Annotated in this window: 19 protein-coding genes; 12 read left to right on the top strand and 7 right to left on the bottom strand. The window is 62.4% G+C overall.

Annotated features, from left to right (window positions below; all coding sequences use genetic code 11):
- The first annotated feature begins 18 nt into the window (after positions 1 to 18).
- Positions 19 to 1,527 (top strand): protein adenylyltransferase SelO, encoded by a 1,509-nt coding sequence (locus tag QRN54_RS04645; protein ID WP_285181676.1) that lies wholly within the window; start codon positions 19 to 21, stop codon positions 1,525 to 1,527.
- A 12-nt stretch (positions 1,528 to 1,539) separates the two neighbouring features.
- Here QRN54_RS04645 and yaaA read toward each other — a convergent pair whose 3' ends face one another.
- Entirely contained in the window at positions 1,540 to 2,283 is a 744-nt protein-coding gene (yaaA, locus tag QRN54_RS04650) for a peroxide stress protein YaaA (protein WP_007735009.1), read from the bottom strand.
- A gap of 55 nt (positions 2,284 to 2,338) precedes the next feature.
- On the opposite strand from yaaA, the gene QRN54_RS04655 reads away from it, so the two are divergent.
- From QRN54_RS04655 to QRN54_RS04675, 5 genes are all read left to right on the top strand, one after another.
- On the top strand, positions 2,339 to 4,084 hold the full coding sequence (locus QRN54_RS04655) for a proline--tRNA ligase (RefSeq protein WP_042450750.1): 1,746 nt from the start codon (positions 2,339 to 2,341) through the stop codon (positions 4,082 to 4,084).
- Between the two features lie 79 nt (positions 4,085 to 4,163).
- The gene (locus tag QRN54_RS04660) at positions 4,164 to 4,835 is read left to right on the top strand and encodes an O-methyltransferase (RefSeq protein WP_042450748.1); all 672 of its coding nucleotides are present in this window, start codon (positions 4,164 to 4,166) and stop codon (positions 4,833 to 4,835) included.
- A gap of 22 nt (positions 4,836 to 4,857) precedes the next feature.
- Positions 4,858 to 5,517 (top strand): rhomboid-like protein, encoded by a 660-nt coding sequence (locus tag QRN54_RS04665; RefSeq protein WP_021343988.1) that lies wholly within the window; start codon positions 4,858 to 4,860, stop codon positions 5,515 to 5,517.
- A gap of 58 nt (positions 5,518 to 5,575) precedes the next feature.
- The gene (locus QRN54_RS04670) at positions 5,576 to 7,306 is read left to right on the top strand and encodes an acyl-CoA dehydrogenase family protein (protein WP_007735018.1); all 1,731 of its coding nucleotides are present in this window, start codon (positions 5,576 to 5,578) and stop codon (positions 7,304 to 7,306) included.
- Positions 7,303 to 8,082 (top strand): nuclear transport factor 2 family protein, encoded by a 780-nt coding sequence (locus QRN54_RS04675; RefSeq protein ID WP_030535621.1) that lies wholly within the window; start codon positions 7,303 to 7,305, stop codon positions 8,080 to 8,082. The genes QRN54_RS04670 and QRN54_RS04675 overlap by 4 nt, the downstream gene beginning before the upstream one ends.
- A gap of 75 nt (positions 8,083 to 8,157) precedes the next feature.
- On the opposite strand, the gene QRN54_RS04680 is transcribed toward QRN54_RS04675, so the two are convergent.
- On the bottom strand, positions 8,158 to 8,583 hold the full coding sequence (locus tag QRN54_RS04680) for a pyridoxamine 5'-phosphate oxidase family protein (RefSeq protein WP_003942732.1): 426 nt from the start codon (positions 8,581 to 8,583) through the stop codon (positions 8,158 to 8,160).
- 159 nt (positions 8,584 to 8,742) lie between these two features.
- Between QRN54_RS04680 and QRN54_RS04685 the strand changes: the two genes are divergently transcribed.
- Positions 8,743 to 10,035, top strand: coding sequence for an MFS transporter (locus tag QRN54_RS04685; protein WP_285181677.1), 1,293 nt, complete (start codon positions 8,743 to 8,745; stop codon positions 10,033 to 10,035).
- Between the two features lie 91 nt (positions 10,036 to 10,126).
- Positions 10,127 to 11,083: a DMT family transporter gene (locus QRN54_RS04690; protein ID WP_007735024.1), complete on the top strand. Its 957-nt coding sequence runs from the start codon at positions 10,127 to 10,129 to the stop codon at positions 11,081 to 11,083.
- On the opposite strand, the gene QRN54_RS04695 is transcribed toward QRN54_RS04690, so the two are convergent.
- The 3 genes from QRN54_RS04695 to QRN54_RS04705 all read right to left on the bottom strand — a co-directional run bounded on the left by QRN54_RS04695 (position 11,045) and on the right by QRN54_RS04705 (position 13,101).
- Positions 11,045 to 11,878 carry an SDR family NAD(P)-dependent oxidoreductase gene (locus tag QRN54_RS04695; protein ID WP_003942723.1) on the bottom strand — a complete coding sequence of 278 codons (834 nt, stop codon included), beginning with the start codon at positions 11,876 to 11,878 and terminating at the stop codon, positions 11,045 to 11,047. The genes QRN54_RS04690 and QRN54_RS04695 overlap by 39 nt on opposite strands.
- Complete coding sequence (locus tag QRN54_RS04700) at positions 11,875 to 12,372, bottom strand: nuclear transport factor 2 family protein (RefSeq protein ID WP_007735030.1); 498 nt, start codon at positions 12,370 to 12,372, stop codon at positions 11,875 to 11,877. The genes QRN54_RS04695 and QRN54_RS04700 overlap by 4 nt, the downstream gene beginning before the upstream one ends.
- 93 nt (positions 12,373 to 12,465) lie before the next feature.
- Entirely contained in the window at positions 12,466 to 13,101 is a 636-nt protein-coding gene (locus QRN54_RS04705) for a TetR/AcrR family transcriptional regulator (protein ID WP_007735033.1), read from the bottom strand.
- Positions 13,102 to 13,184: 83 nt separating this feature from the next.
- Between QRN54_RS04705 and QRN54_RS04710 the strand changes: the two genes are divergently transcribed.
- A complete protein-coding gene (locus tag QRN54_RS04710) occupies positions 13,185 to 14,609 on the top strand; it encodes an MFS transporter (RefSeq protein WP_007735035.1) in 1,425 nt (474 codons plus the stop codon).
- A gap of 51 nt (positions 14,610 to 14,660) precedes the next feature.
- On the opposite strand, the gene QRN54_RS04715 is transcribed toward QRN54_RS04710, so the two are convergent.
- Together QRN54_RS04715 and QRN54_RS04720 are read right to left on the bottom strand one after the other, a co-directional pair.
- Complete coding sequence (locus QRN54_RS04715; protein WP_080726667.1) at positions 14,661 to 15,116, bottom strand: ferritin-like domain-containing protein; 456 nt, start codon at positions 15,114 to 15,116, stop codon at positions 14,661 to 14,663.
- Entirely contained in the window at positions 15,113 to 15,562 is a 450-nt protein-coding gene (locus QRN54_RS04720) for a hypothetical protein (RefSeq protein ID WP_063316736.1), read from the bottom strand. Before QRN54_RS04720 ends, QRN54_RS04715 begins: the two co-directional genes overlap by 4 nt.
- Before the next feature lie 271 nt (positions 15,563 to 15,833).
- Between QRN54_RS04720 and rimP the strand changes: the two genes are divergently transcribed.
- Genes rimP through QRN54_RS04735 form a run of 3 tightly spaced genes read left to right on the top strand, consistent with a single transcriptional unit; the run spans position 15,834 to position 17,877 of the window.
- Positions 15,834 to 16,454: a ribosome maturation factor RimP gene (gene rimP, locus QRN54_RS04725; protein WP_063316556.1), complete on the top strand. Its 621-nt coding sequence runs from the start codon at positions 15,834 to 15,836 to the stop codon at positions 16,452 to 16,454.
- Positions 16,451 to 17,482, top strand: coding sequence for a transcription termination factor NusA (nusA, locus tag QRN54_RS04730; protein WP_285181678.1), 1,032 nt, complete (start codon positions 16,451 to 16,453; stop codon positions 17,480 to 17,482). The genes rimP and nusA overlap by 4 nt, the downstream gene beginning before the upstream one ends.
- A 44-nt stretch (positions 17,483 to 17,526) precedes the next feature.
- A complete protein-coding gene (locus QRN54_RS04735; protein WP_019748063.1) occupies positions 17,527 to 17,877 on the top strand; it encodes a YlxR family protein in 351 nt (116 codons plus the stop codon).
- The last annotated feature ends 54 nt before the right edge of the window (positions 17,878 to 17,931 follow it).

Below are 17,931 nucleotides of genomic sequence, written 5' to 3' on the forward strand. Positions count from 1 at the left end.
GGTGACTACTCTCGTGTGATGGCCGCATTCCAGGAATCCACAGCAGACACGGTCACCATCGTGGCCGGCCTCGAGAGCACGTTCGCCGACGAACTCGGCGCTCTGACGGTGCCGTGGCAAGGTGCTGCCGCCCCTGACCCGCAGTTGCTCGTGGTGAACGAGCAGCTGGCTGCGTCGTTGAGATTGGACGTAGCAGCGCTGCGAAGTGTGGACGGGATCGGCGTCCTGTCCGGCTCGACGGTGCCGGTCGGGGCCACACCGGTGGCGATGGCGTATGCGGGTCATCAGTTCGGTGGGTACGCACCAATTCTCGGGGACGGTCGGGCTTTGTTACTCGGCGAACTCGTCAGCAGTGACGGGCAGCGAGTGGACTTGCATCTGAAGGGCTCCGGGCGCACGCCGTTCTCTCGGGGCGGCGACGGGTATGCGGTCGTAGGGCCGATGCTGCGCGAATATCTCGTCAGCGAGGCGATGAATGCCCTCGGTGTCCCCACTACGCGCGCGCTGTCGGTGGTGGCGACGGGCCGAGACGTTCGCCGCAACGGCGCAGAACCCGGTGCCGTGCTTGCACGGATCGCGTCGAGTCACCTACGCGTTGGGACCTTCGAGTTCGCGGCCCGGCAGGGCGAGGTCTTGCAGCCGCTCACCGATTACGCGATTGCCCGGCACTACCCGGAGCTGACCGAACTTCCGTCGACGGGTACACACAATCGCTACCTGAAGTTCCTCGAGGCAGTGGTCGAGGCGCAGGCATCACTGGTGGCGAGGTGGATGCTCATCGGTTTCGTGCACGGGGTCATGAACACCGACAACACGACAATTTCGGGGGAGACCATCGATTACGGTCCGTGCGCCTTCCTCGACGCGTTCGATCCGGCGGCAGTGTTCAGCTCGATCGACCACGGGGGCCGCTATGCATTCGGCAATCAGCCCGCTGTACTGAAGTGGAACCTGGCGCGCTTGGCAGAAACACTGTTGCCACTGATCGATTCCACACCCGACGAAGCAATTTCCGCGGCGTCAGCAGTTCTCGAGACCTTCGACGAGCGCTACGAGGGTCACTACGCGGCCGGTCTCGCGGCAAAGCTGGGTCTGGCCCAGCCGTTTGTCGATCGGGCGCTCGTCGACGATCTGCTGACGTTGTTGGCGGAACACGGTGCTGATTGGACGGGCAGTTTCCGCGCTCTCGCCGACGAATTGCGCGGAAATTCGGTGCCTCTCGACAACCTCGTGCCACGGGAGCACATCGCGCCCTGGTTGCAGCGGTGGCAGGGAGCCCTGACCGAAAACGGACACGGGGCCGCGGAGACCGCGAGCGCGATGGATCGCGTCAACCCGCTGTACATTCCGCGTAATCATCGGCTCGACGCTGCCCTGCGCGCCGCGACCGACGGCGACCTCGCTCCATTCGAGAAGCTGCTGGAGGTGGTCACGCATCCATTCGACCGACGCGACGAGTGGGCTGACTACACCGAGGCGGCTCCGCAGTCTTTCAGCGAAACATTCCAAACCTTCTGTGGCACTTGACAGGCGAAGCCATCAATCCGTCAGGATGATCAATTCACGCTCCGACGCGATTTCGACGCGCAAGCCCGCCTTCGACGCCACCCGCGCAACACCCTTGATGTCGGTCGGTTCGGCACGCGAGACCACCAGCGCACGGGCGAGCAGACCTTTGTGGTGCTTGTTGAAGTGACTGACGACAGTGCGGGTGCCGTCCGGCTTCTCGGTGAGGACCGTTGCGATCAGTGCGTCCGGAACCGGTCCGAGGTCTTGGTAGGTGCCGGACCGTAGATCGATGACAAGGCCGTCGGCTTCGGCCGCCAAGGCCTTCGGCAACTCCGGCTTCCACAGTGAGCGGAGCGTGCCCATCCCGGGCAGCTTGGACCCGCCGGAAAGGCGGTAGGCGGGGATCAGATCTCCTGCGCGGACAGCACCGAACAGAGCGGAACCAATGGCGATCCGATCGAGCGCCTTCGCCTTCTGGGCGCGGGTGAACGACTTTGCGTCGAGGGCGTCGAAGAGCACCCCGGTGTAGCGCTGCAGCGCGGGCCGCGTCGCGGACACCCACAGCTTGGCGTTGCGTTCCACTTCGTCTGCTTGCGTCGGACCGAGCCCGAGCGCTTCGCACGACGCCTCGACGTCAGCGGCCAGATCGACCAGCGTCTGAACCAGCAATTCGCGCGTTTCGGTCAACTGTGGCATCGACAGTTCGGCCAGATCGAGGGGCGCATCCTTGCCGCCGTCGGACTTGGTTTCTGAGGGAGGCAGCAGTACAAGCACGCTGTAACCGTACCGAGGCCCGCTCGGCCGACTGCGGCGACTATCCTTACACCTCGTGATTACCCGTCTGTCCCACCTGTTCCTGCGTACCCTGCGTGACGATCCCTCGGACGCCGAAGTTGCCAGCCACAAACTGCTGGTTCGTGCCGGCTACGTGCGTCGTATCGCTCCAGGCGTCTACTCGTGGTTGCCGCTGGGATTGCGGGTGCTGCGCGAGGTTGAGCGTGTTGTCCGCGAAGAAATGAATGCCATTGGCGGACAGGAAATCCTGCTGCCTGCGCTGCTCCCGCGCGATCCCTACGAAGCGTCGAACCGCTGGACCGAGTACGGCCCCAACCTGTTCCGCCTCAAGGACCGCAAGGGCAACGACTACATGCTCGGCCCGACCCACGAGGAGCTCTTTGCTCTGACGGTCAAGGGTGAGTACAACTCCTACAAGGACTTCCCGGTCACCCTGTACCAGGTGCAGACCAAGTACCGCGACGAAGAGCGTCCGCGTGCCGGCATTCTGCGTGGCCGCGAGTTCTTGATGAAGGATTCCTACTCCTTCGACCTGACCGACGAAGGCCTGACGGAGTCGTACCAGGCGCATCGCGGCGCCTACGAGAAGATCTTCACGCGTCTGGGCGTCAAGTACGTCATCGTCTCGGCCACCTCCGGTGCGATGGGCGGCAGCGCGTCCGAGGAGTTCCTTGCCGAGAGCGAGATCGGCGAAGACACCTACGTCCGCTGCCTCGAATCCGGCTACGCCGCCAACGTCGAGGCCGTCAAGACTGTTGTTCCCGATTCGATTCCGTTCGACGGGCTGCCCGAAGCCAAGGTGTACGACACCGCGAACACACCCACCATCGACACCCTGGTGGACTGGGCGAACGGCGCTGATCTCGGCCGTACCGTCACCGCCGCCGACACACTCAAGAACATCATGGTCAAGACCCGCCTGCCCGGCGGCGAGTGGGAACTGCTCGGTATCGGCATCCCCGGCGACCGTGAGGTCGACGAAAAGCGCCTCGAAGCTTCGCTGGAGCCGGCCGAGTTCGTGATGATCACCGAGACCGACTTCAAGAACAATCCGTTCCTGGCCAAGGGTTATATCGGCCCGAAGGCGCTGCAGGCCAACGGCGTTCGCTACCTTGTCGACCCGCGCGTCGTCGACGGCACCAGCTGGATCACCGGCGCCGACGAAGACGGCAAGCACGTGGTCGGCCTCGTTGCCGGTCGGGACTTCACCCCTGACGGAACCATCGAAGCCGCCGAGGTTCGTGACGGCGACGCCTCTCCCGATGGAGCCGGCACGCTGGTCTCGGCTCGCGGTATCGAGATCGGGCACGTCTTCCAACTCGGCCGCAAGTACACCGACGTCTTCACCGTCGACGTCCTCGCCGAGAACGGCAAGCCCGTCCGCCCGACCATGGGTTCGTACGGCGTCGGCGTCTCGCGTCTGGTGGCCGTCATTGCCGAGCAGCACCATGACGAGAAGGGTCTGCGTTGGCCCGCTGAGGTCTCACCGGCCGACGTTTACCTCGTCATTGCGAACAAGGACGAGACCGCTCGCGAAGGCGCCGAAGGCCTCGCCGCGCAGCTCGACCGCGCGGGACTCGAAGTGATCCTCGACGACCGCAAGGCATCGCCGGGCGTGAAGTTCAAGGACTCCGAGCTGATCGGTGTTCCGCTGATCGTTGTCGTCGGCCGTGGTTGGGCCGACGGCAAGGTCGAGATTCGCGACCGCTTCACCGGCGAGAGCCGTGAGATCGACGCCAATTCAGCGATCGAGGAGATCATCGCCGCAGTTCGCGGCTGATTCGAATAGCTGTCCGGGCCGCCGCAGTCACCTTCCGAGGTGTCTGCGGCGGCCCTTCTTTTCTGCCACAATCGTGGCTATGGAACGCGAACCGGATTGGGCAGAAGTCGACGGCTATCTCGTTTCCACGTTGGTAGGTGAAGATCCGGTTCTCGACGCGGCACTCGCCGCCAATTCCGAGGCAGGTCTCCCGCCCATCGACGTGGCGCCGAACCAGGGCAAGCTCCTCAACCTTCTGGCGCGAATGTGCTTGGCGCGCAATGTTCTCGAGATCGGAACGCTCGGCGGATACAGCACGATCTGGCTCGCTCGCGCGGTCGGTCCCTCGGGCCAGGTCATCACGCTGGAATTCGATCCCACCCATGCGGATGTCGCTCGGGCGAATATCGAGCGTGCCGAACTGGCTGACCGTGTCGACATCCGCGTCGGCGCTGCGCTCGACAGTCTCCCGTTGATCGCGAAAGAAGAGTTGGGACCTTTCGACTTGGTCTTCATCGACGCCGACAAGGAGAACAACACCGAGTACGTGCGGTGGGCGTTGGCCCTTTCGCATCCCGGAACCGTCATCATCGTGGACAACGTGGTGCGTGGGGGACATGTGTCCAACCCGGATATCGACGACGAGCGCGTCAAAGCGAGTCGAGCGGTGTTGGAGATGATCGCGGCCGAGCCGAAACTCGACGGCACCGCCATTCAAACCGTGGGTTCGAAGGGATGGGACGGGTTTGCCGTTGCAGTAGTGAACGAGTGAGCGCAGACTCGAAGCGGTGAGGATGCTGGGGGCAGCAAAGGCGGCATGGCGATGGGTGCGCAGTGCTCCCGGTACCTACGTCTGGTTGCTGGCCCTGCTGTTCACCACGCTCTTCCTTCGGCATCTGCCCGACAATGTCGAGGAGCGTTTTCTCGGCAAGCGCTCGACCAATCTGCATCACCTGGCCGAAGACCCGCTGCGAGTCCTGTTCTCGAGTGCCTTCTGGCTCGAAGGTGGCGGTTGGTTGGGATACCTGGTTCTCTTCACCATCTTTCATGCAACGGCTGAGCGTTGGCTCGGGACGTGGCGGTGGCTGTGTGTTGTCGTCATCGCCCACGTCGGAGCCACGTACATCAGCGAAGGTGTTCTGTACGAAGGTATTCGGCACGGATACGTGGCGGAGTCGGCGGTCAACACTCTCGACGTGGGTGTGAGCTACGGTCTGGCCGGCATCATGGGGATTCTGGTGTACCGCATCGTCGATCCGTGGCGATACGTCTATCTCGCGGGGCTGTTGCTCTTCTACGGTGTACCTCTGATTTTCGCCACCAATTTCACCGCCATCGGCCACATGTCTGCGTTGTTGCTCGGGTTGGCGTGCTACCCGATCACGCGTGCTCGGGCGGGCACGTGGAATCCGATGGACCTGTGGCATTCGCGAAGAATCGCAGGTCTTCCATGAATCGCACCGCGGAAAGTTACCCGCTGGTAGTTTAGCGTCATCGACGAAAGGTAATGACGTGTCTGGCACCGATGGATTGCTCTTCAACCCCCATACTTACGACCCCGCTCAGTTCGATCCGGAGACCCGCCGTTTGCTGCGAGCCACCATCGAATGGTTCGAGAGCCGCGGTAAGAAGCAACTGCTTCAGGACGACCTCGACGCCGTGTGGGTCTCCGACTTTCTCGAATTCGTCGGCAAGGAGAAGTTGTTCGCGACGTTCCAGACTCCGGCGGCATTCGCCGACGGTGACGAGAACCGTCGTTGGGACGGTGCCCGCAACGCGGCCTTGAGTGAGATCTTCGGTTTTTACGGACTCGCTTACTGGTACGCCTGGCAGGTCACGATCCTCGGACTCGGACCGATCTGGATGAGTGACAACGACGCTGCGAAGAAGCGTGCAGCGCAGGAACTTGCCGACGGTGGTGTCATGGCGTTCGGGCTGTCCGAGCGCGACCACGGCGCCGACGTGTACTCCACCGACATGCTCCTCACTCCCACCGACGGCGACGTCGCCTTCCGCGCGAGCGGCGAGAAGTACTACATCGGAAACGGCAACGTAGCCGGAATGGTGTCTGTGTTCGGGCGTCGTACCGACGTCGAGGGCCCCGAAGGCTACGTGTTCTTTGTCGCCGACAGTGCACATCCGAACTATCAGCTCGTGGACAACGTCCTGCGCGGGCAGATGTATGTCAGCAATTTCCGCCTCGACGATTACCCGGTGCGCGAGGAAGACATTCTGCACACCGGCGTCGCCGCATTCGAGGCCGCGCTCAACACGGTCAACGTCGGAAAGTTCAACCTCTGCACCGGCTCCATCGGCATCACCGAGCATGCGTTCTTCGAGGCAATAACTCACGCGCAGAATCGAATTCTGTACGGCAATCCCGTCACGGATTTTGCCCACGTTCGCGCCGCCTTCGTCGACGCGTACTCACGTCTGATCGCGATGAAGCAGTTCAGTGCGCGGGCGGTCGACTACTTCCGCAGCGCCAGCCTCGAGGACCGTCGCTACCTGCTGTTCAATCCCATGACCAAGGCCAAGGTCACCTCCGAAGGTGAGAAGGTGGTCGGGTTGCTGCACGATGTGATCGCAGCCAAGGGATACGAGAAGTCAACGTACTTCCGCGAGGCAGCGCAGATGATCGGCACGCTGCCCAAGCTCGAGGGCACCGTCCACGTCAACGTCGGCCTGATTCTCAAGTTCTTGCCGAACTATCTGTTCAACTCGGCGCAGTTCCCGGAGATCGTCACGCGCGACGACGCCGCCGACGACGAGTTCTTCTGGAACCAGGGGCCTACCCGCGGCGCTGCGAAGATTCAGTTCCACGAGTGGAAGCCCGTCTACGAGAAGCACTCTTCGATTCCGAACGTCGCCCGTTTTTACGAGCAGGCGATCGCGCTCACCGAATTGCTCACTGCTGCAGCGCCGGACGCGCAGCAGCAGAAGGACCTCGATTTCATGCTCAACGTCGGGCACCTGTTCTCTCTCGTCGTCTACGGTCATCTGATTCTCGAACAGGCCGAGATCAGCGGGCTCGACGCCGACGTTGTCGATCAGATCTTCGACTTCCAGATTCGTGACTTCTCGGGATACGCGATCGCGCTGCACGGAAAGCCGTCGTCGACACCCGAGCAGCAGAAGTGGGCCCTGGCCGCGGTGCGGAAGCCTGTTGTCGACAGTGAACGCTTCGACCGGGTGTGGCAGCAGGTCAAGGCGTACGACGGTGCATACGAGATGCGCGCATGACCGCGCCGGTGACGCGCGAGCAGTTGATGGCCGTCGTGGAGGGATCCCCGAAAGCCGTCGGCGCGCATGACCGCTCGACCTGGGTGGCCCTGTTTGCCGGCGACGGACAGGTCAACGACCCTGTAGGTTCACGTCCGCACAACGGTCAGGCGGCGATCGAGAGTTTCTACGACACGTTCATCGCCCCCAATTCGATCACCTTCCATGTCGAGCGCGACATCGTGTGCGGCCGGACGGTGTGGCGCGATCTGAGCCTCGCTACCGAGATGTCGACCGGAGTCGTTCTCGACGTTCCGATGCACTTGCGCTACGACTTGGTGGGGGAGCCCGATTCCTTGCGGATCGGAACCCTCTACGCGCATTGGGAATTGGCGACGATGTTGAGCCAGCTCGCGACTGCTGGTGTGGCGGGGGTGAAGGCGGCCGCGAAGTTGACGCCGCAGTTGCTCTCGAACCAGGGGATCGGCGGGGCGCTCGGGTTCTCGCGCGGCATCTTCGGCGTCGGAGACAAAGGCAAGAAGGCAGCGTCGCGGTTCCTCGATGCGGCCGCTGTCGGCCGAACGCCGCCGGTACCCGTCGAGCTTCCGGCGGGGACGCAGTTGTCCAACGCTGATGTCAACGCTCTGCTCACCGGCGTGACGAAGAGCAAGATGCTGGTTGCCGGTCGCACCGTGACGGCGAGCGTCATCGTGTGCGGGGAACCGGCCATCGCATTGTTCGGCTTCGAGGCGAGCGGTCATCGACTCAATCGGGTGCGTTTCTTCACCGAGAGCTGACATAGAGCCCTCCACATGCAGGTCAGGCTCGGCGCGCCACTCCGGCGCGCCGAGCCTTCGCTTTTCTGAGAATTGTCAGATCGCCCCGAGATCCGCAGACAGCCAGTGCTGCGGATTCATGTAGATCGCTACCTGTTCGCCCAACTGTGATCGCGCGAATTCGAGATACCCGTCGACCTTGTCCGGAGCCAGGTAACGTCGCGAGACTTCGACCAGCATCTCGTCGGTGCCCGGAACGATCTTGTCGACGGATCCGCTGACGCTGACGTAACGGATTGTCGGATCGAGCCTTTCGGCCATCAACGAGAAATGCCCGGCCGACTCGATGAGTCGTGCCTTTCGCGAATCCTTGCCCGTGAGGATCCATGGTTTGCCACCGGGTGAGTACAGGTACCAGATCGGGACGGTCAACGGACCGCGCTCGGTGCCGTCCGCCACGGACAGCGCCCCGATGTGGGGTTCGGCCAGGAACTGTTCACGCTCATTTTCGGAGAGTGCCATTCCTCGAGATTACCGCGACGTTTGACATGGCGTTGTGACTCCGTACACAATCGATGTGCTCATTATGAACAGGCGTTCGCAATGCGAACACGTTTCGATCCGAACTACTGGATCCCAACCGGTCGCGAACGCCCACAAGCAGTGAATGTCGAGGATCCGATGACCGCACATACGCAGTCGAGTTCAATCACCGGTTCGCCTGGGGCGCGTGCCGCAATGTGGGTAGCACCGTTGTGTTGGATCGCTGTGCTTCTGGACGGATTCGACCTGGTCGTACTCGGCGCGGTCATTCCTTCGCTTCTCGACTACGACGCGTGGGGTTTGAGTACCGGCACGATTACGATGATCTCGACCTTCGGGCTCATCGGCATGACCATCGGCGCCCTCGTCATCGGCACTCTCACCGACGTCATCGGTCGACGCCGCGCGCTGCTGTACGCCGTTGCCGCATTCTCGATTCTGACTCTGTTGTGCGCAATTGCGCCCAATCCGTTCATCTTCGGGCTGCTGCGCTTCTTTGCCGGTGTGGGGCTGGGTGGCGCCCTACCGACGGCATTGGCTCTGGTCAACGAATTCTCGAAGAAACAAGGCGGTGGATCTGCGTCGACCATGCTGATGACCGGCTACCACGTCGGCGCCGTTGCCACCGCAGCGCTGGCGCTCGTCGTGATCGAACCTTTCGGTTGGCGAGCGATGTTCGTTGTCGGCGCACTTCCTGCCGTCGCCCTGATTGCACTCATGTTGCGGTATCTGCCGGAATCCCCGTCGTACCTTCTCGCTCACGGAAAGCGTGCCGAAGCCGAGGAAATCGCTGCCCGTTACGGAGTCGAACTCGAGATTGCGCCCACGTCCGAAGTTGAGCGCGCCGAAGCCGCCAATCCCGTTCGCGCACTGTTCTCTTCGAAGTTCCTGCGCAACAGCATCGCCATCTGGATCACCAGTTTCATGGGCTTGCTGCTCGTCTACGGATTGAACACGTGGCTTCCGACGATCATGCGTGAGGCCGGTTACAACCTCGGGGCGTCGTTGACGTTCCTTCTGATCCTCAATGCCGGCGCCGTCGTCGGACTCTTGATCGCCGGGGGCGTCGCGAACAAGATCGGCCCGCGGACTGCAGCCATCGTGTGGTTCGCCGGAGCTGCACTGTTCCTGGCGCTTCTGAGTGTGAAGGTGTCGTTCGGAATCTACGTGATGGTCTTCCTCGCCGGATGCTTCGTGTTCAGTGCGCAGGTACTGGTCTACGCCTTCACGAGCGCCAATCACCCACCTCAGATTCGCGCGACCGCGCTCGGATGGTCGGCAGGTGTCGGCCGGGTCGGTGCGATCTGTGGCCCGATCCTGGGCGGAGTCCTCCTGGGTGCGGGTTACGCCGTGCCGTGGGGCTTCTACGCTTTCGCGCTCGTCGGACTGCTCGGAGCAATTTCGATCTCCTGCACACGGGTGCGCACCTGAAATACCAGTTTTGCTGGTTGGCGTGCTACTGCTATCGTAAAACATGAGTATGAAGAGTAGCGCTATCGTCTCGCCGCAGGAACCGCTACCGATGCCATCGTCTCGATCCGGTTTGTGGTGGGGCTTGCTCGGTGTGCTGGCGTTCTCGTTCACCGTTCCGCTCACGAGGGTCGCCGTCGCGGATCTCGACCCCCTGTTCGTCGGTGCGGGCCGCGCTGTCGTTGCCGGGGCCCTTGCGATTGTGATGCTGTCGGTTACTCGCGCGACGCTTCCGACGCTTCGGCAGTGGTTGCGCATCGCACTCGTGACTGTTGGTGCGGTACTGGGGTTTTCACTGTTCACCACGTTTGCGTTGCAGACATCGCCGGCGAGTCACGCGGCAGTCGTGATCGGGCTACTTCCCGCTGCGACCGCGGTATTTGCGGTCGTCCGAGGAAAAGAGCGTCCCAGTAAGGGATTCTGGTGGGCAAGCGCCGCCGGCGCGGTATCGGTCGTAGGGTTCGTGGCGATTGCAAACGGCGGACTCGGCTCGTTTCATCTCGCTGATCTTCTTCTGTTCGCCGCGGTGGTGTGTGCAGCGCTGGCATATTCGGAAGGTGCGTTGCTGGCCCGCGAGATCGGGTCGTGGCAGACGATTGCCTGGGCATTGATTCTCGGACTGCCGGTCACGATTGCGTTGACGGTGGCGTCCATGGCCCAGGCTCCGGTCTCTGCCGATGTGAATTCGTGGCTTTCGTTTGCCTACCTGGGATGCGTGAGTATGTTTCTCGGGTTCTTTCCTTGGTACCGGGGTCTGGCGATCGGTCCCATTTCCACTGTGAGCCAAACACAGTTGGTTCAACCGGTGCTCAGCATTGCCTGGTCGGCGCTGATACTCGGTGAGACGTTGTCACCCTCGATCGTGGCCGGCGGTGTCGTCGTCATCGGGTGTGCCTGGCTTGCCCTGAAGGCGCGAGTGGCAGCGCCGCGTGCTGTGCCGGCACGCGACGCGACCACTGCTACTGATGAATCAGAAAAGCGGGCCGCCACCGAAGGCACTGCGGTGTGACGCCGGTTGTTTCCCGTTGGCGTCGGTGATTCCGTACTCGACGGCCGTCTCGGCGGTGATCAGTGTGTGACCGCTGCGCGCGTTCACTTCTGGATCGTTGGCCAATGCAGTGATGACTTGGCCGACGAATTCCGGGGTTTCGGCCTCGGCCAGTGAGAAGCCTTCGAAGCTCTCGATCCCACTCGCCTCCATCCGCTCGTTGCGGATCAACCCGAGCCAGAAGGAAAGTGCGGTGACGCCGGTCCCCTTCAATTCGACAGCCATGTCTGCGGCCATCTTGTCCAAACCTGCCTTCGACATCCCGTACAGCACAGAGTGCAGGTACCCGCGGGTGCCGAACGACGAGATGTTGCCGATCACTCCACTGCCCCGGGGAACCATCAACTTCGCCGCTTCCACCGAAGCAACGTAGTGGGCGCGCAGTCCGATTCCGATCAGCGAATCCCAATCGTCGATCGGCCTCTTCCAGAACGGATCGGCGAAGCCTGCATAACCCGCCGGGTTTGCCCAGACGTTGTTGACCAGAAGATCGAGGCGGCCTGACTGTTCCTCGGCGATGCGGGCAAACAGGTCGACGATCTGTTGATCGTCGGCGTGATCGCACTGCACGGCAATGCCGTGACCACCGCGCTCGGTGATCTCGGCTGCGGTGCGATCGAGTGGGCCGTCGTCGCCGACGGTTCCTCGGGCCGTCACGTACACCGTCCATCCGTCGCTTCCCAGCGCGAGGGCAATGCCCTTGCCGACGCTCCGGCTGGCACCGGTTACGAGCGCAACTTTTCCGTTCGTCGTCATCGCGGCCCACCCAACGAACCCTCGGCGATGTCAGCGTCCGGGGACAGGGGAGTGGTGATCGACCACGTCTCCGTGAAATGGCATTGACTCATTTTCCACATACCGTCCTCGATCACGTACTTGTCGTCGTATTCGCCGGTCATCAACTTCTCGGTGCGCCCGACGGTGTCGATCTGGCGGAACTGCAGAGCCCATCGCCCCACCGCCGACGTCTCCGAGGTCAGTGTGATGTCGGGATGCAATCCGTGATGCATGTCGAGGACCGCGTACCGGCCGTCGACCTTGCGAAGAGCGATCTTCTCGAAGATGTCCGCCATCGGCCCCGCGTCGTCGAAGGCGCCGAGGCGGCCGTAGTCGATCGACGCTCCGGAACGGATGAAGCTGTTGCGGAACCCAACTGGATCCTTGGCATCACATGCTCGCCAGTAGCCGTGCTTGAGCTTCTTGATTTCCTCGATCTGTTCGAGCGCGTCGAGGCGTTGTGCGAGATCCAACGTCGGTCCTTTTCGTCTGGGTTTCCCGGAGACATGTCGGATCGACTGTAGGGTGTCCTCAGTCACATGTGTGTAGTTTTTCCCAGTGACCGGTCAGGAATCGGTGTCGGTTTCGCTCGAGGATCCGTCGCCGGTGAGCGTGATCGCAGTCGAGTCGCTGAAGACGCTGCCCCAGAGCTCGCCGAGGGCTGGATCTTCTTCGGCGTGTTCGGGCGCCATCATTGCGAGCAGATTGTTGATCAGCATCCCGTTCGCGATGAACAAACGCGCTTGCTCGGGTGTGCAACCGGTGCGCTCGCGCAGCAAGGTGTAGATGCCGGACATGGCGTTCCGGGAGACGGCGGCGACATCATCGGTGCTGGTGGCGAAGCCGTGCAACATGACAAGCAGTAGATCTCGGTCGAGAACCAGCTCGCCGTAGGCGGATCCGAGTTCGGCCCAGAACTGCGGATTGCTCGGATCGATCGTGACCGTATCCAATTTGTCGTTGAAGGTGCGGACGATTTCGTCGAGCGCGCGCGTGAACACTGCGTGGAACAAATCTGCCTTGGTTCCGAACATGCGCACGACGTAGGGCTGCGAGACACCGGCTTCCTTGGCGACGGCGTCCGTACTGGTCCCCGAGTATCCACCCTTTGCGAATGCTCGCGTTGCCGCGGCAAGGACCAACGCGCGACGTTCCGGTGCGCTCATCCTGCGGGTACGTGGTTCAGCTGCACCGATCGACATGTTGACACGTTATCACCGGATAGCTTAGTTTCGACCTAAGTAATCATTCGATGCCTTAAGGCACCTTCACTCGAGGAATCACGATGACCGTTTTGACGAAGTCCGGATCGGACGCCGCATCTGGGTCGGAAAGCAGTGGAGGACGTAAGGTTCCGATCGCGATAGCGATGGTTGCTGCCTCTCTGCCCATGTTCATGGCCACCCTCGACAACCTCGTGATGACGAGCGCGCTGCCGGTGATCGAGAAGGAGCTGAATGCGTCCGTCGGGCAACTTCAGTGGTTCATGAATGCGTACACGCTCTGCTTTGCGACGCTGATGCTTTCGGCGACGACGCTCGGCGATCGGTGGGGGCGCCGCAAGATGTTCGTGTTCGGGATCGGGCTGTTCACGGCGGCGTCGATTGCTTCGGCGTTGTCGACGACACCAAGCCTGCTCATCGCGGCCCGAGCCTTTCAGGGCGCCGGCGCTGCCGCGATCATGCCGCTCTCACTCACTCTCCTCGTGGCAGCGGTACCGGAAGCCAAGCGTGCCATGGCAATCGGCGTGTGGGGTGGCGTCTCCGGCCTGGGGATCGCGATGGGTCCCGTGGTCGGTGGAGCGGTAGTCGACGGGTTCTCGTGGCAGGGGATCTTCTGGATCAACGTGCCGGTTGCGATCGTCGCTGTTCCTCTCGCGTTGTATGCGTTGCGTGAATCGACCGGTCGCACACAGCCTCTCGACCTTCCCGGTGTCGCACTCGCCGGACTCGGTGTGTTCCTGGCGGTGTGGGGGATCGTTCACGGCAACGACGAGGGCTGGGGGTCGCTTGGAGTAGTTGCGTCGTTGGTCGGTTCCGCAGTCGCGTTGGCACTGTTCGTGCTTCGCGAGATGACGACCTCGCATCCGGTCATGCCCCTACGTCTGTTCCGCTCACGCAGCTTCTCGATGGCGAACGTCATCGGCTTGACCTTCTCGATCGGAATCTTCGGGGCGGTGTTCCTGCTCTCGCAGTACCTCCAGATCGTGATGGGCTACAGCCCGTTCCAAGCAGGCCTGCGGACGCTTCCGTGGACGGCAGCGCCGATGATCTTCGCGCCTCTCGCCGGTTTTCTGGCGCCGAAGGTCGGGCTGCGTTCGCTTCTGCTGACCGGTCTGTTGCTCCAGGCCGGAGCATTGTTCTGGTTGGCAGCGTTGATCGGTCCCGACGTGACGTACGGGTCGCTGGTTCCGGCTCTACTGATGGCGGGAATCGGCATGGGCCTGACCTTCGCGCCGAGTTCGACGGCGGTACTCGTCGACATGGACGAGCCTGATCACGGAACGGCCAGTTCGACCAACTCGACGCTTCGTGAGATCGGTGTTGCATTGGGAATCGCGGTTCTCACTGCGGTCTTCCTTGCCGCCGGCGGTGCCCTCACGCCACTCGGTTACGGAGATGCGCTGACACCTGCACTGCGCGTCGGCGGTTGCTTCGTATTGGTTGCGGTTGTCGCGGCGTGGTTCGTGCCCTCGCATCGCAAGGCCTGAGCCGCTGTGCGCCTTTATTAACCTCCGGCGGTTAATAAAGGCGCACAGCAGTTACGAAGCCGGGTCCCCCGGGAACGCTGAGGTGGCCGGAGCGGTTCCCAGCGCGGACCGCCATCCGGCACCGCGGATTGCCGCATCGGTCAGGCCGTCGATTCCGAACGTGCGGAGTTGGTCGGTATCGACCTGTTCGACGAATGCCCGGTAGGTCACGGCGGTGTCGGATTCGATCTGTGCTGCCAGCTGTGCCGCGGTAACGGCGTCCGTCACCGGAAACGGGATCTCGTACGCTGCCGCGGCTGTCGGCGGGGTCACGCCCGCGTCGGTCGACAGGGCAACCAGCGCATCACGTCGCGCGCGGTGCGCTGCTGTGTGCGTGGCAACCTCGTTGACACGGGCAGGATTCGAAAACGCGGCAACCACTCCGTAAGCGAAGATCGCGGCATTCTCTGATTCGATTGCGGTCAGCAAGGCAGAACTCTCGGATCGACGGGTGTGCGAAGTGATCACGGAAGCAACACCGCAACCTGAGTCGAGCACGACGCGCTGATCGAACCGAGCAGGCCCGCGCGATAGCCGGACATCGTCCGAGCGAGGTCCGCGGCACTGCGCGCCGAATCGGCCAGCGAGGTACTCAAGGTTTCGACGCCCGCAGGAGCGTTTGCGACCGAGGTCGACGGGGGCGCTGTGGTCGTAGCGGCGCCGCTGCCCGCTGCTCGCGCAATCTCGGCGTCGAGTTCGAGTGCATGCGCTGTGCGTTCGGCGCTGATCGTGGTCAGTGATGCCGACTTGTCCGGTGCGAGTGCGATGGCGGCGGTTGCGGCTGCCGCGTCGGAGCGGGCTCGATCGGCCTGGGCCGTCAGCTGGTCGACTTCTGCAGCCGCCTCCGCTGTGCCGTTATCGGTGCAGGCGGACAACGAGAAGGCAGCAGCGCCCAACGCTGCTGTTCCCGTCATCTTGAGCGCACTCCGCCGGGAGAGTGGGGTAGTAGTCATGGGCGTCAGCACCAGTCCATCGTGCCAGGTGGTCGGCCGATCGTTCGAATCCGCGGCACGTGTTCAAGTGTGACGTGCGTCGGGCACTCTGGTCACGGAGACGCGCAATGAGCGGTACTCTTGGATGCTTGCAGCATGTGGCACCTGGTGTCTTTTCATGCTCGCAGCCGCCCACGTCGACAGTCGACACAAGTCGGACAATCGACGACAACTGAAATGAGGAGTTCGCGAGATGCCGGTGCCATCCAGGGAGAGGGTGATCGAGCTGATCTCCGAACTCGTGCACGCCCAGGGTTATGACGTCGAAGACGTTGTCGTGACCAGTGCGGGCAAGCACAGCGCGGTGCGCATCATGGTCGACAGCGATGCCGGGATCGAGCTCGATGCCGCCGCGGAGATCAGCAGACTCGTTTCGGAACTTTTCGACACCCTCGAGGAAATCGGTGAAACGCCGTACACCCTCGAGGTGACCTCTCCGGGAATCGATCGCCCACTGACGCTCGATCGTCACTGGCGTCGGGCTCGCGGACGTAAAGCGCGAATCGATCTGGCCGGCGAGACCGTGGTGGGCCGTATCGGAACGTTGAACGACGATTCCGTGGCAGTTGTCATCGGTGGCCGTGGCGGACTGACCGTGCGCGAGATTGCACTGGGCGACGTTCAGAAGGCTGTAGTTCAGGTGGAGTTCTCGAAGCCCAGTGAGGCGGAGTTGGAACTCGCGGGCGGCATCCCGGAGGGGCGCGCAGTTCCCTCCGATGCGGTTGACCTCACCGAGGACTCGGGCGTGGACAGTGTCGAAGACGACGAAACAGAATTAGAAGACGTAGAAAACGAAGAAGGGTTCGACAAGTGAATATCGACATTGCAGCGTTGCGAGCGATCGAAGCCGAAAAAGGTGTCTCGATCGAAACTGTGATCGCCACGATCCAGACCGCGCTGCTGACGGCGTACCGCCACACCGAGGGGCACAAGCAGAACGCTCGGATCGATGTCAACATCAAGACCGGTTCGGTGCGAGTGATGGTGCACGACACCGATGCCGACGGCAACATGATCGGTGAGGAGTGGGACGACACTCCCGAGGGATTCGGACGCATCGCGGCCACCACCGCACGCCAGGTCATCCTGCAGCGTCTGCGCGACGCCGAGCACGAGCGCAGTTTCGGTGAGTTCTCGACCCATGAGGGTGAAATCGTCGGCGGTGTCATTCAGCGTGACACGCGTGCGAATTCCCGCGGAATGGTCGTCGTCCGAATCGGCAGCGAATCCAATGGCGCCGAAGGATTGTTGCCGCCTGCAGAACAGGTTCCCGGCGAGAACTACGAGCACGGTGAGCGCATCAAGTGCTACGTCGTCGGGGTTGCTCGCGGAGCCCGCGGCCCACAGATCACCCTCTCGCGGACCCACCCGAACCTGGTTCGCAAGTTGTTCGCACTCGAGGTTCCAGAGATTGCGGACGGCAGCGTCGAGATCATCAACGTCGCGCGCGAAGCGGGGCACCGTTCCAAGATCGCCGTCGCCTCACGTGTGCAGGGGCTCAACGCAAAGGGTGCATGCATCGGCCCGATGGGTCAGCGCGTCCGCAACGTCATGAGCGAACTCGCGGGGGAGAAGATCGACATCATCGACTTCGACGAAGATCCCGCGACGTTTGTGGGCAACGCACTTTCCCCGTCGAAAGTGGTCTCCGTCACTGTCGTCGATCCCGAGGCTCGTGCGGCCCGTGTCATCGTGCCCGATTTCCAGCTTTCGTTGGCCATCGGAAAAGAGGGTCAAAATGCCCGCCTGGCTGCGCGGTTGACGGGTTGGCGTATCGACATTCGTAGCGATGCGGCACCCGTTGGCGACGCGTCCGACCGGCCCGCCACGTCCAACGGATAACGGTGGAATGCAGTGATCGAGACGGTTCGGCGGTAGAGTGGACAATGGTTCGACGTGAGTCCTCGGATTCTGCGCGCGTGAAACCCGGTTCGCCGGTCAGAACGTGTGTGGGATGCAGGGAACAAGGGTCGGCTGTCGATCTGTTGAGGGTCGTGGTTGGTGAGCAGGGGCCGGAGGGTTCCCCGCTCGTCCCCGACGTATCGCGAAGACTCCCCGGTCGAGGTGCATGGCTGCACCTGGATCCGAGTTGTCTGAGCCTGGCAGAGCGGCGCCGAGCATTCAGCAGAGCACTGCGAGTGTCCGGAAATCTGGACACGTCCGCTGTCGACCAGCTGGTCGACGCAGTTCACACAAAAGCAGTACCTCTCGAGAAGAACAGGCACAAGCACTCATGAGCACACCGTGAAGCACCAACGATGAACGTCCATCGGCGATAACCCGAGGTCGTG

The sequence above is a fragment of the Rhodococcus sp. MEB032 genome (genome assembly GCF_030208925.1).
Taxonomy (GTDB): Bacteria; Actinomycetota; Actinomycetes; order Mycobacteriales; family Mycobacteriaceae; genus Rhodococcus_F; species Rhodococcus_F qingshengii.